This is a genomic window from Segniliparus rotundus DSM 44985, from assembly GCF_000092825.1.
Classification (GTDB): domain Bacteria; phylum Actinomycetota; class Actinomycetes; order Mycobacteriales; family Mycobacteriaceae; genus Segniliparus; species Segniliparus rotundus.
The window spans coordinates 2,307,455-2,319,574 of the sequence record NC_014168.1; the positions used below are offsets into that span (position 1 = coordinate 2,307,455).

Sequence of the window (12,120 nt, forward strand, 5' to 3'; positions counted from 1 at the left end):
CCTCCCGGTCAGCCGAAGAGCGACTGGAGCAATTGCCCGTCGCCGGAGAGCGGATTGTCGTGCACCATGTACGTCCACGTCGAATGCGCGCGCTTGAGCCCCGCGCCCTGCAAATCGACCCCGTCTTCAGTGATCTGGATGGTCGCGAAACTGCGTTCGGCTCGCTCCACGGCGTCTTCTGCCAGGCGTTTGAACGCGTCCACCGCGCTGCGGTGGAACTCGTCGAGCGGATTGAGCCTGCCGAGCGCCCGAAGGTGGATGCTCTCGCGCAAGTCCGCGAGGAACGCGAGATGCTCGATCCAGCACCTGTCCAGGTGGTAGAGCATGATGTGCCGCGCGGCCGCGACAAGAGCCTGCTCCGCGACGCCTTTGCCTCGGAGTTCTTTGGCGCGCTTCGGCGTGGCTTGGGAAAGCTCCTCCCAGGCGCGCTCGGTCGTCAGCAGCTCATGGCGGCGTTCGCCGACGATGTCGCGCTGCACATCGACGAGCTGGTTGTACTGCCAGGTGCTGGCATGCACCTGGAGCAGCGCCGCCTCCGCCACCCGCTGCGCGTGCTCGACCAGCTCCAGCGCTTTGGCCTGTGTCAGCCGCCCGTCGTCGTCGGGGGGGAACGGGTTCCTCGGCGCGTTGGCGTTGCGCGTCACCACGGCGTCTTCCAGACTGGAGAAGAACACCGACCGCCCCGGATCGCCCTGGCGGCCAGCGCGACCTCGCAGCTGGAAGTCCAACCGCTCGGTGTCATGCCTCGCGGTGCCGATCACGAGCAGCCCGCCGAGCTCTTTGACCTCATCGCGGCCTTGCTCCTGCGACCCGCCCAGACGAATGTCCACACCTCGGCCAGCCATCTGCGTCGAGACGGTCACCGCCCCCCGCGCCCCAGCCTCGGCGATGATCGAGGCCTCTTGGGCGTCGTTCTTCGCATTGAGCACCGCTGGCCTGATTCCGACTTTCACGAGCCGGGCGGCCAGCTCCTCGGACTCTTTCACGTCATGGGTGCCGATCAGGACCGGCTGGCCGGTCTCGTGGACCTCGCGCACGAACTCCACAATTCCGGCGATCTTGTGCGCGGCGGTGTCGTAGACCCGGTCCGGCTCGTCCACCCGGATATTCGGCGTGTTCGGCGGAATCTGGGATATCCGCAGATCGTAGAACTGGCGGAACTGCTCGCCCGCGGCGAGCGCGGTCCCGGTCATGCCGCTCACCGTCGAGTATTTGCGGATCAACGCCTGCACGGTGATCGTGTCGATGACCTCGCCGGAATCTGTGCGCTCCAACCCCTCCTTGGCTTCCACAGCGGCCTGCAGGCCGTCCGGCCAACGCTGGAGTTTCGCCACCCGTCCCCGTGCGGAGTTCACCAGCTCCACCTTGCCGTCGCGCACGATGTAGTGGACGTCGCGTTTGAGCAGGACCCTGGCGTGCAAAGCCAGATTGACCTGCACCAACGTCGTCCCGACATGTTCCACGCCGTACAGGTCCACGCCGCCGAGGCGTTCTTCCACCTTCGCCGCGCCCTGCTCGGTGAGGAAGACGTTGCGCTCATCGGCGTCCACGCTGTAGTCGAATCCGGAACGAAGTCCTTCCACCGCGGCCATGATCTCGTCGGAGGGCCGCTCGGCGGTGGTGGCGCCCGCCAGGACCAGCGGCACAAGAGCCTCGTCCACAAGCACCGAGTCCACCTCGTCCACAATGGCGACGTCGGGGGCCGGGGAGATGAGCTCGTCGGCCGCATACGCGAGATGATCGCGCAACACGTCGAACCCGATCTCGTTGACCGATGCGAACAGCACCGGCTTCGCGTACACCTCACGGCGCCGCTCCGGCGTGGTGTCCTCGTCCAGCCAGCCGTGCTCGACCCCGAGCAACGAAAGCAGCGGCCCCATCCACTCCGCGTCGCGACGGGCCAAGTAGTCGTTCACCGAGATCACATGCACCTGCCTGCCTGCGAGCGCGTAGCCCGCGGCGGCGATGGCCCCGACCAAGGTTTTGCCCTCGCCGGTGGCCATCTCGATCACGTCTCCGGCCAAAAGGCGCAAGACGGCCTGCAACTGCACGTCGTAGGGGCGCAGACGCACCGAACGGTCCGCCGCCTCGCGGGCCAAAGCGAGGAAGCGCTGCTGGTCCCGCGTGGAGCCGAACACGTCCAGCTCGGCCGCTTCTTTCGCGATGTCCCCGTCGGAAAGCTCCGCCGCCCATTCCTCGTATTCGCCCGCCGACTTCGCGGCGTTCACGGAGCGGCCTTGCTCCCGACCGGCCTGCCACGAGAGCGCCTTCCAGAGTGTGGTGCCGAGTTTGCTCATGCCGACACACTACCGCTTCGCGGCTGGGCGCCGCCTGGGCGCAGAACAACGCATCCCCTGGGAATTAGGCTTCCAGCACCTTCGGCTCGACGCGCACCTCGGAATTCAGCGAGTTCGCGATGAAACAGACGTCGTGCGCCCGATGCGCGAGCTCGACCACGAGCGCGTGGTCGGAGCCGGGCGCGACGGTGATGACCGGCCGCAGCGTGATCCGGCTGATCCGGACCGGCTTCTCATCGGACGGCATCTCGCCGAGCGCGTCGTCCTGGTAGGCGCGCACATCGATTTTCTTGCGGTTCGCGAGCGCGAGGAAGGAGAGCATGTGGCACGAGCTCGCAGCTGTGACCAGAAGCTGTTCCGGATTGAGCAACCCGGCGTCGCCCACATACTCCGGGGCGGAGCTCAGGCGCAGTTCGGCGCGCGCAGGAGGGTTGGCGGCCGTGTGGGACCGCGAGTACTCCCGGTAGTCGCCTGCGGTCGAACCGCTCCATTCGAGCCTGGTCTGGAACTCGTGCGTGGCCATAGAGCCAGCCTACCCGAGCCGTGAGCGCTGGCAGCGGGAACGGCCGTGCACCGGCAACGCGGCCACAGGTCCGGGCAACGCGGTCAGAGGTACTGGCCGGTGTTGCTCTCGGTGTCGATGGCCCGCCCGGAGCTGCCCTGTTTGTTCGAGATCAGCGTGCGGATGTACACGATCCGCTCGCCCTTCTTGCCTGAGATCCGAGCCCAGTCGTCCGGGTTCGTGGTGTTGGGCAGGTCCTCGTTCTCAGCGAACTCGTGCACGATGGCGTCGAACAGGTGCTGGACGGACAATCCGGGCTTGCCGGTCTCCAGCACGGACTTGATCGCGGACTTCTTCGCCCGGTCCACAACGTTTTGGATCATCGCGCCCGAGTTGAAGTCCTTGAAGTACATGATCTCCTTGTCGCCGTTGGCGTAGGTGACCTCCAGGAAACGGTTGTCCTCGTTCTGCGCGTACATGCGCTCCACGACACGGCTGATCATCGCGTCGACGCAGGCCTTGCGATCCCCGCCGAACTCGGCGAGGTCGTCGGCGTTGAGCGGCAGCTCCGGCACGAGGTACTTCGAGAACACGTCCACGGCGGCCTCCGCGTCCGGGCGCTCGATCTTGATCTTCACATCGAGGCGGCCGGGGCGCAGAATGGCGGGGTCGATCATGTCCTCCCGGTTGGAGGCGCCGATGACGATGACGTTCTCCAAGCCTTCCACCCCGTCGATCTCGGCGAGCAACTGCGGCACGACCGTGGTCTCGACGTCGGAGGAGACGCCGGAGCCACGGGTGCGGAAGATCGAGTCCATCTCGTCGAAGAAGACAATGACCGGTGTGCCCTCGGAAGCTTTCTCCCGAGCGCGCTGGAAGATCAACCGGATGTGGCGCTCGGTCTCGCCGACAAACTTGTTCAGCAGCTCCGGCCCCTTGATGTTCAAGAAGTAGGACTTCGCCTCGCGCGAGTCCTCGCCTTTGGCCTCGGCGATCTTCTTCGCGAGCGAGTTGGCGACAGCCTTGGCGATCAACGTTTTGCCGCAGCCCGGCGGACCGTAGAGCAGCACGCCCTTCGGCGGCCGCAAGGAGTACTCCAGGAACAGGTCGCGGTGCAGGAACGGCAGCTCGACCGCGTCGCGGATCTGCTCGATCTGGCGGGTGAGGCCGCCGATGTCCTCGTATTGCACGTCGGGAACCTCTTCGAGCACGAGGTCTTCGACCTCGGCCTTCGGGATTCGCTCGAACGCGTATCCGGCTTTGGTGTCCACGAGCAGCGAATCGCCTGGGCGAAGCTGGCGGAAGTCCTCGTCCTCTTTGTTGATGAGCGGATCGGCGAGCCAGACGACCCGCTCCTCGTCCGCGTGGCCCACGACGAGCGCCCGATGCCCGTCTTCGAGCACTTCGCGCAAACTGGAAATCTCCCCGACGGCCTCGAAAAGCTCAGCGGCCACCACGGTGAGCGCCTCGTTCAGGCGCAATGTCTGGCCCTTGCGCAACAGGGCGGTGTCGACGTTGGGCGAAACGGCAAGACGCATCTTGCGGCCAGAGGTGAACACGTCCAAGGTTTTGTCCTCGTTGACGGCGAGCAGCACGCCGTAGCCGCCGGGGGGCTGGCCGAGCCGGTCCACCTCTTCCCGAAGGGCGACAAGCTGCGCCCGCGCCTCTCGAAGGGTGTCGAGGAGTTTGGCGTTGCGCTTGGTGAGCCCTTCGATCCGCTCGCGCAGATCAGTGGCTTCGCCCGTGCCCGACTGCCCGGACGGGCGCCCCGTGTCGTTCTGGTCGCCCGGGCCGCGGCCCGCGCCAGAGTCCTCAAAGGGGTCGTATTCCGTGCGATCCGAGGTGCTCATATTCACCACTCCCTTGTCAGGCGTGTCGCTCTGCAGCGTTGGTCTTACCACCGTACCGGGGAATCGCGCGCGGCGCCGGGCCGGGCAACGCGCCAACGCGATCTTTCCGTGTGGTAGTCGTCATATTGACACAACGAGGACGTTCGGCAAAGCGAAGATGAACGGGCAGCCGCCGCGCGGCGCGCTCAAGGCTCGTCGCGGTGCTCTTCGAGTTCACCGCTCAGCGACATCGCAGCCGCCCGGCCCATCGGGCCGTACGTCGCGCACGGCTCGCCGACGTGATGGCTCATCCCATTCCCCTGCCCTTGCGCCTGTTCGAGCGCCACTTCCTCCGTCTCGCCCACGCCGACCGCCGTGCCCTCGCGACGGGCCTGCCCGTCGGGGGCGGCCCCGGCTTCGACGTAACGGGCGCAGGAGACGACGTACCAGCTGCCTTCAGCAGACGCGGCGACCGTCGTGGAGCCGAGCGCGGCGGCAAGAACGGCGGCCGCCAGAGAGCGGCGACCCAAAGACATGCGCGCCATGGCTCTCCTCCTGACTGAAGCGTCCTGACTGAAGCGTCCTCATCCTGTCCGAGGGCGAGTTTACCCTAGTTCTGGCGCTGCGGCGTTTGGTTGCCGCCCCCGCCGATGCGGCCTCGGCGCGACGACCCCGTCCGCCAACCGCCTCGCGCTGACGAGGAATCCCGTGTGGCCGCGCATTTGGTGCGACGGACGCACCGCGAGCCCCACCGCCTGCCATTCCCGCACCAGGCTCTCCCATATTCTCGGCTCTGTCCACAGGCCCTGCGCGCGCAAGGCCTCGACCAGAGTGGAAATCTGCGTCGTGGTCGCCACGTACACCACCAGCACGCCGCCGGGGACGATCGCTTTGGCGACCACGTCCAGGGTCTCCCAGGCCGCGAGCATGTCGAGCACCACCCGGTCCACCTGGCCGCCGCGCTGCGGGTCGAACTCGACGAGGTCGGCCACGGCGAGGCTCCAGTTGGCCGGGCGCCCGCCGAAAAAGCGCTCCACGTTCTGCACGGCGAATTGGGCGTGGTCTTCGCGGATCTCGTACGAGATCACTTCGCCGGACTGCCCGACCGCGCGCAGCAGCGAGCACGTCAGCGCGCCGGAGCCGACGCCCGCCTCAAGGACTCTGGCTCCGGGGAAAATGTCGCCTTCCATGACGATCTGCCCGGCGTCCTTCGGGTAGACGACCGCCGCGCCGCGCGGCATCGAAAGCACGTAATCCGCCAGCAACGGGCGAAAGGCCAGGTATTCAGCCCCGGAGGCGGCGACCGCGACGCTGCCCTCGGGCGAGCCGATCAGGTCGTCACAGGCGATGGCCCCATGGTGGGTGTGATACGTCTTGCCAGCCTGCAACACCACGGTGTATTTGCGCGCCTTCGCGTCGGTGAGCTGCACACGTTCGCCCTCGCGAAACGGGCCAGAAGGTTTGTCCGCTTGATCCACGGCGCCCATCATGGCACGCCGTGCGGGCGCGCCCCCATCGGCCCCAAGGCTCGTCAGAAGGGCGTCAGGCAGCGGCCAAGCCGCACGCCGAGCCCGTATGAGGACGCCATGTCGCGTTCCGCGTTGGCTTGCGCCTCGGATCGCGACGCGCCCAAGCCCTGGGCGTAGCCCACCAGGTGGGTGTTGTCCTCGCCGCCAGGGCCCCAGACCTCGCAGCGGACGACCACCGTGTCCGGCTCGTCAGCCTGCGCAGTCACGGCCGCGGGCGCAGCCAGAGCCGCTGCGAAAACGGACAGCGCCGCCACGAGCCTCGCCGCGCCCATGTCTTTAGACCGGGTGGCAGTTCTGCAGGTGGGGCATGTTGCCGTAGGGGCCCCACTTCTGCCGCTCCGCGTCCTCGCGGGCCGCGCCCTCGTTGGGGCCATGTCCGGTGACTGTCCCCGCGTGCTGCGGTATTCCGCCCCTGCCGAATCCTCCCATCGGCTGCGCCCAGACGTCGCACTGGATCGCGACGTCGCCTTCCTCCGGATCGGCCTGCGCGGCGATCTGGCTGGCGACTCCGAGCCCCGCCGTCACTGCCGCGATCACGCCCAACCCACGAAGAACACGGATCACAAGCTTCCTCCAAGAGTAGAGAAGGGCGGGAATCGAAACAAAAAGAGCCAAAGAACAGTTTCGAGCGCCACCCACATGCGGACGACTGATTGTAGCACCGGGAATCCGGAATTCCAGTACGCCAAGTCGAGAAACTCAAGGCACAGCGGCGCGGCCCGCCGCCGCCGTGCCGGCGAGTTGTCAGACCGCCTCGCTAGGCTCAAGCTATGACGAAATCAGCCGTCGGCTCCTTGTCCGGCAGACGACTGGCGCTCTCCCCCTCGCGGGCGAGCGACTTCCGCCAGTGCCCGCTGTTGTACCGGTTGCGGGCGATCGACCGCATCCCGCAACCGCCGACCTTGGCGATGGTCCGGGGAACGCTGGTCCACGCCGCGCTCGAAGAGCTCCTCGCGCTGCCCGCAGAGTCCCGGACATTGGACGCGGCGGCCGAACTCATCGCGCCGTCCTGGCAGCGCGTGTCGGGAGAAATGCCCGAAGACCACCGGCTCGACTTGGACGAGCACGGGCTCTCGCAACTGTTCGAGCAGTCGAAAACCTTGTTGGCGATGTACTTCGCGTTGGAGGACCCCGCCCGTGTCACGCCGAGCGCCTGCGAGCTTCGCGTCGAGGTCGACCTGGAGCCGGACGTGCCCCTGCGCGGTTTCGTCGACCGGGTGGACGAGCTCGCCGACGGCGAGCTGCGCGTGGTGGACTACAAGACCGGACGCGCTCCGGGCGGCCCGTACGAGGCCAAGGCGCTCTTTCAGATGAAGTTTTACGCCTTGGCGCTGTGGAAGCTGCGCGGCGTTGTGCCGCAAGAGCTGCGCCTGATGTACCTGGGGTCCGGGGACACCCTCACCTATGAGCCGGACCCCGGCGAACTCGACCGGTTCAGCCGCACCTTGGTCGCCATCTGGCGGGCGATTCAGACGGCCGGTCGAACCGGTGACTTCCGGCCCAATCCAGGCCCGTTGTGCAAGTGGTGCGAGCACCAGAGCCGATGCCCGGCGTTCGGCAACACCCCGCCGGAGTACCCCGGTTGGCCCGACGAAGACTCCGACACGGGCCTCGTGTCAGAGCTGTTGGCGGAGTCAGAGCTGTTGGAGCGCTGAGGGCGGCTGGCGCAGCGCGGGCGGCGGGCGGATGAGGAGCCCGACGGCGCTCAGGAGGTCGGCGGCCATTCGGTCAGGACTTCGACGCCGTCGCGCGTGACGAGGACCGTGTGCTCGAACTGGGCCGACCACTTCTTGTCTTTGGTCACCACAGTCCATCCGTCCGGCCAGATCTCGTAGTCCAACGCTCCCGCGTTAATCATCGGCTCCACGGTGAAGACCATGCCCGGCTCGATGATCGTGCTGACGTGGGGCGCGTCGTAATGCAGAACGGACAGCCCGTTGTGGAACGTCGTCCCGATGCCGTGGCCAGTGAAATCCCGAACCGTGGTGAAGCCGAACCGAGACGCGTACGCCTCGATGACACGGCCGATCACATTGAGGGGCCTGCCCGGCCGCACCGCCCTGATGCCCCGATCCCTGGCTTCGCGCGCCACTTCCACCAGTTGGCGGGCCTGTTCGCTCACCTCGCCAGCGAGGAATGTCGCGCAGGTGTCCCCGTGCGCCCCGTCAATGTACGCAGTGACGTCGATGTTCACGATGTCGCCGTCTTCGACCACGGTCGAGTCGGGAATGCCGTGGCAGATCACCTCGTTGAGGGACGTGCACGACGACTTCGGGAACGACTTGTAGCCCAGGGTCGAGGGGTACGCGCCGTGGTCCACCATGTACTCGTGCGCGATCCGGTCGAGCTCGTCGGTGCGAATGCCCGGCCGAACAGCCGCGCCCGCCGCCGCGAGCGCTCCTGCGGCGATCTTGGACGCGACCCGGACCGCGGCGATGGTCTCCTCGGTCTGCACCCAAGGCTCGCTGCCCTCTTTCGCAGTGGGCTTCCACGCGTACTCAGGTTTGACAATGGTGTCCGGCACAGTGAGGATCGGACTCGGTTTGCCAGGTCGAAGAGGCTTGCGGGCAGCGGTGGTCATGCAACGAGTGTACCCAGCCCACGTGCGGGGACGCGTGTCTCCTCGCCTCCCTCACGACGAGGAGACACGCCTCGGAGGTTCTGAAACCACCTGCTGCAGAACGCCCGAGCCCATAGCTGCCGTCCGAGTCGAGACGACCCCTCGAACACGTCTCGACGAAGTCGGAGCGTCGAGCCTGCTGGGAAAACTCCTTGCGAGGCTCTGTTGGATAAGACGCACGGCGGGCCGATTCGGTTCCATAGAATTTCGACGGGCGCCGCAACAGGCCAGGACGAGGTCTGCGCGCTCGGCTAGGAGTTGCTGTCGGGGATGCTCTGGAGGAACAGTTTTGTCACCGCGACCGCCGATTCCGAACTGCCGCCCCGGACGATCAACGTCGCGAAGGCGACGTCGCCGCGATATCCGACGAACCAGGCGTGCGATCCGCCGTCCACCTCGGCCTCGCCGGTCTTCCCGTACACTTCGCCGCAATCAGCGATATGCGTCGCGGTCCCAGCGGTGACGACTTGGCGCATCATCGGCCGAAGCCCCGCGACAATATCCGCGCCCAACGCAGGCCGGTCCCCGGACACTTGCGTGCGCGAGTCGAGCCGGAAAACCGGAGTCACCGGCGAACCATGCGCGACCGTCGCGGCGACCACGGCCATGCCGAAGGGGCTGACCGTCACCTTGCCTTGGCCGAAGCCGTCCTCGGTCCGGACGGTGAGGTCGTCCGCTTGCGGCACCGAACCAGAGACCGTCGTCAGGTCGGGAATCTGGTAATCCTCGCCGAGGCCGAGGGATGCGGCGGCCTGTGTGAGCGCGTCCGGCGACATCTCGCTCGCGAGCTTGGCGAACGTGGTGTTGCACGAGTGCGCGAACGCCGTGCGCATCGGCACCGTGCCGAGGCTGAACTCGTTCTCGTTCGGCACGGTTCGGGTGCCGATGTCCACTCGGCCCGGGCATCCGACGTAGGACTCTGGGGTCGCGACGCCCTGTTGCATCGCGGCGCTCGCGGTGATGATCTTGAACGTGGAGCCGGGCGGGTACTGCCCTTGGGTCGCGAGCATCCCCTCTTCGTCCGCCGCGCGGTTCTGCGCCACAGCGAGGATACGGCCGCTGGACGGCTGTATCGCCACCATCATGGCCTGCTGCCCTCGGCTGTCGACGGCGCGCTGCGCAGCGTCTTGGAGCTGGCGGTCCAAGCTCAGCGTGATCGCTGGGGACGGTTGCGCCGGGGCTTCGTGGAGCACGTCGAACTCCACGCCGTCCGCGTTCACCGTGACCACGCGCCAACCCGTCTTGCCGTCCACCTCGGCGAGCGCCTGCTTCTTCACCTGCCCGACCAGGTTGGGGGCAAAATGCAAATCGGTCGGCACGAGGTCGTACTCCTCGTTGAAACTGACCCCGGTGATCTTGCCCAGACGGTCGCGGACCCCGTCGACCTGGTCGGCCCGCAGCACGATCAACCCGAACGAGCCGTTCGCGGCGGTCGCCTGCTCGGCGAGCGACTGGCCGGTGAGACCGGGAACGAGGTCGCCGAGCGCGTCGGCGAGACGTTTGGACACCGAAACGGTCGTGTCCGGCAACCGCACGTCTTTCGGGGTGAACACCAACCGCGTCACCATGCCGGGGACCAAGACTTGGTTGCCCGAACTGTCGATCACGGAAGCCCGCGGCGGCGTGAGGGAGCGCAACGCGACGGTTTGCGTGTCCCCGAGTTTGGGGTGCAAATTCGTGTTCGTCCAGAGCACCCGCCATTCGCCCTGGAACTTGCCGAGGCGCAACGCGCCGTCGTAGGCCCAGACCCGGCCCTTGGGCAAACTCCACTCGTAGTGGTAGCCGACCTTGGCGGTGTCACCGTTGATGTGCGCGTCGCCGATCCTGGCGGTGAGCCCCTGCGCTTGCAGTCCGTCCCACATCTGCTCCATGGCGCGGAACGCCCGGGCGGGGAAGTCGGTCCGATCTGCCGCCTCGCGTGTTTTGTGCTTGCCGAGCAAGCCGAGGAAGGTGAGCGCGGCAGGGTTCGGGCCAACAGGCTTCGGCGTGCAGGCCGTCGTGCCCGCAGGGAGGAGCACCACCAACGCGAACAGCATCGATCGACACAAAAAACTGCGCATACCCGCAGATGGTAAGAATTTTTATGGCCTCCGCGCCGAAGGCGCACCGAGAGCTGCCCGCTCAGGCTGGCGACGCGGCAGTTCGAGCCTCTGGCCGCAGGTCAGCTGACAGTGACTTCGGGCACGCCGCTCTGAAGGCCGGACTCCTCGGCGATGCGCAACGCCTCTTCGATCAAAGTCTCGACGATGAGATGCTCGGGCACCGTCTTGATGACTTCGCCTTTGACGAAAATCTGCCCTCTGCCATTGCCGGAGGCAACGCCCAGATCCGCTTCGCGGGCTTCGCCGGGGCCGTTGACGACGCAGCCCATCACAGCGACGCGCAACGGCACTTCGATCCCCTCAAGACCTGCGGTGACCTGCTCGGCGAGGGTGTACACGTCCACTTGCGCGCGACCGCAGCTCGGGCAGGAGACGATCTCCAACGTGCGTTCTTTCAGGCCGAGCGACTGCAAAATCTGCTGGCCCACCTTGACCTCCTCCACCGGGGGGGCGGAAAGCGAGACGCGGATGGTGTCGCCGATGCCCTTGCCCAGCAGCACGCCGAAAGCCACAGCGGATTTGATCGTTCCTTGGAAGGCAGGACCGGCCTCGGTGACGCCGAGGTGCAGCGGATAGTCGCACTGCTCCGCTAAAAGCTCGTAGGCGCGGACCATGGTGACGGGGTCGTTGTGCTTGACCGAGATCTTGAGGTCGAAAAACCCGTGTTCGGCGAAGAGCCCCGCTTCCCACAACGCCGACTCCACAAGCGCCTCCGGGGTGGCTTTGCCGTATTTGGCGAGCAGCCGCGGATCCAACGACCCCGCGTTCACCCCGATGCGGATCGGGGTGTTCGCCGCGGCGGCGGCCTGCGCCACCTCTTTCACGCGCCCGTCGAACTCTTTGATGTTGCCAGGGTTCACCCGCACTCCGGCGCAACCGGCGTCAATGGCCGCGAAGATGTACCGGGGCTGGAAATGGATGTCCGCGATCACGGGGATCTGGCTCTTCTTCGCGATGGCGGCCAGCGCGTCGGCGTCCTCTTGGCGAGGGCAGGCCACGCGCACCAAATCGCATCCGGCGGCGGTGAGTTCCGCGATCTGCTGCAAGGTCGCGTTCACGTCGTGGGTCTTGGTCGTGGTCATCGACTGCACGGAAACCGGGTGGTCGCTGCCGACGCCGACCGGGCCGAGCTTGAGCTGCCGTGTCTGCCTGCGCGGGGCGAGCACCTGCGCGGGCGGGGCCGGCATCCCGAGTTCGACGGAAGTCATAGGGACAGTCTAGTCCGCCCACGCCGCCTCGGC

At 66.8% G+C, this 12,120-nt stretch carries 11 protein-coding genes; 1 reads left to right on the top strand and 10 read right to left on the bottom strand.

The features are described 5' to 3' along the window. Positions 1-8 precede the first annotated feature (8 nt). The 7 genes from secA2 to SROT_RS11415 form a co-directional block, all read right to left on the bottom strand. Positions 9-2,297 (bottom strand): accessory Sec system translocase SecA2, encoded by a 2,289-nt coding sequence (secA2, locus tag SROT_RS11385; protein WP_013139175.1) that lies wholly within the window; start codon positions 2,295-2,297, stop codon positions 9-11. 64 nt (positions 2,298-2,361) lie between these two features. Further along, positions 2,362-2,820, bottom strand: coding sequence for an OsmC family protein (locus tag SROT_RS11390; protein WP_013139176.1), 459 nt, complete (start codon positions 2,818-2,820; stop codon positions 2,362-2,364). 83 nt (positions 2,821-2,903) lie between these two features. Beyond that, positions 2,904-4,649, bottom strand: coding sequence for a proteasome ATPase (gene arc, locus SROT_RS11395; RefSeq protein ID WP_013139177.1), 1,746 nt, complete (start codon positions 4,647-4,649; stop codon positions 2,904-2,906). A gap of 185 nt (positions 4,650-4,834) precedes the next feature. After that, on the bottom strand, positions 4,835-5,173 hold the full coding sequence (locus tag SROT_RS11400) for a hypothetical protein (protein WP_013139178.1): 339 nt from the start codon (positions 5,171-5,173) through the stop codon (positions 4,835-4,837). 60 nt (positions 5,174-5,233) lie between these two features. Further along, a complete protein-coding gene (locus SROT_RS11405) occupies positions 5,234-6,118 on the bottom strand; it encodes a tRNA (adenine-N1)-methyltransferase (RefSeq protein ID WP_013139179.1) in 885 nt (294 codons plus the stop codon). Positions 6,119-6,159: 41 nt separating this feature from the next. Further along, positions 6,160-6,429 (bottom strand): hypothetical protein, encoded by a 270-nt coding sequence (locus tag SROT_RS11410; RefSeq protein ID WP_013139180.1) that lies wholly within the window; start codon positions 6,427-6,429, stop codon positions 6,160-6,162. A 4-nt stretch (positions 6,430-6,433) separates the two neighbouring features. Beyond that, entirely contained in the window at positions 6,434-6,721 is a 288-nt protein-coding gene (locus tag SROT_RS11415) for a hypothetical protein (RefSeq protein WP_013139181.1), read from the bottom strand. Between the two features lie 206 nt (positions 6,722-6,927). On the opposite strand from SROT_RS11415, the gene SROT_RS11420 reads away from it, so the two are divergent. Next, positions 6,928-7,812: a RecB family exonuclease gene (locus SROT_RS11420; protein ID WP_013139182.1), complete on the top strand. Its 885-nt coding sequence runs from the start codon at positions 6,928-6,930 to the stop codon at positions 7,810-7,812. A gap of 50 nt (positions 7,813-7,862) precedes the next feature. On the opposite strand, the gene map is transcribed toward SROT_RS11420, so the two are convergent. From map to ispG, 3 genes are all read right to left on the bottom strand, one after another. Continuing rightward, complete coding sequence (gene map / locus SROT_RS11425) at positions 7,863-8,738, bottom strand: type I methionyl aminopeptidase (RefSeq protein WP_013139183.1); 876 nt, start codon at positions 8,736-8,738, stop codon at positions 7,863-7,865. A gap of 290 nt (positions 8,739-9,028) precedes the next feature. Further along, positions 9,029-10,813 carry a penicillin-binding transpeptidase domain-containing protein gene (locus SROT_RS11430; RefSeq protein ID WP_013139184.1) on the bottom strand — a complete coding sequence of 595 codons (1,785 nt, stop codon included), beginning with the start codon at positions 10,811-10,813 and terminating at the stop codon, positions 9,029-9,031. Between the two features lie 125 nt (positions 10,814-10,938). After that, complete coding sequence (ispG, locus tag SROT_RS11435) at positions 10,939-12,087, bottom strand: flavodoxin-dependent (E)-4-hydroxy-3-methylbut-2-enyl-diphosphate synthase (RefSeq protein WP_013139185.1); 1,149 nt, start codon at positions 12,085-12,087, stop codon at positions 10,939-10,941. Positions 12,088-12,120: the final 33 nt, after the last annotated feature.

Excerpts from the sequence above, each read along its gene's own strand:
- secA2 (WP_013139175.1), bottom strand. The coding sequence starts at position 2,297 with ATGAGCAAACTCGGCACCACACTCTGGAAGGCGCTCTCGTGGCAGGCC.
- SROT_RS11390 (WP_013139176.1), bottom strand. The coding sequence starts at position 2,820 with ATGGCCACGCACGAGTTCCAGACCAGGCTCGAATGGAGCGGTTCGACC.
- arc (WP_013139177.1), bottom strand. The coding sequence starts at position 4,649 with ATGAGCACCTCGGATCGCACGGAATACGACCCCTTTGAGGACTCTGGC.
- SROT_RS11400 (WP_013139178.1), bottom strand. The coding sequence starts at position 5,173 with ATGGCGCGCATGTCTTTGGGTCGCCGCTCTCTGGCGGCCGCCGTTCTT.
- SROT_RS11405 (WP_013139179.1), bottom strand. The coding sequence starts at position 6,118 with ATGATGGGCGCCGTGGATCAAGCGGACAAACCTTCTGGCCCGTTTCGC.
- SROT_RS11410 (WP_013139180.1), bottom strand. The coding sequence starts at position 6,429 with ATGGGCGCGGCGAGGCTCGTGGCGGCGCTGTCCGTTTTCGCAGCGGCT.
- SROT_RS11420 (WP_013139182.1), top strand. The coding sequence starts at position 6,928 with ATGACGAAATCAGCCGTCGGCTCCTTGTCCGGCAGACGACTGGCGCTC.
- map (WP_013139183.1), bottom strand. The coding sequence starts at position 8,738 with ATGACCACCGCTGCCCGCAAGCCTCTTCGACCTGGCAAACCGAGTCCG.
- SROT_RS11430 (WP_013139184.1), bottom strand. The coding sequence starts at position 10,813 with ATGCTGTTCGCGTTGGTGGTGCTCCTCCCTGCGGGCACGACGGCCTGC.
- ispG (WP_013139185.1), bottom strand. The coding sequence starts at position 12,087 with ATGACTTCCGTCGAACTCGGGATGCCGGCCCCGCCCGCGCAGGTGCTC.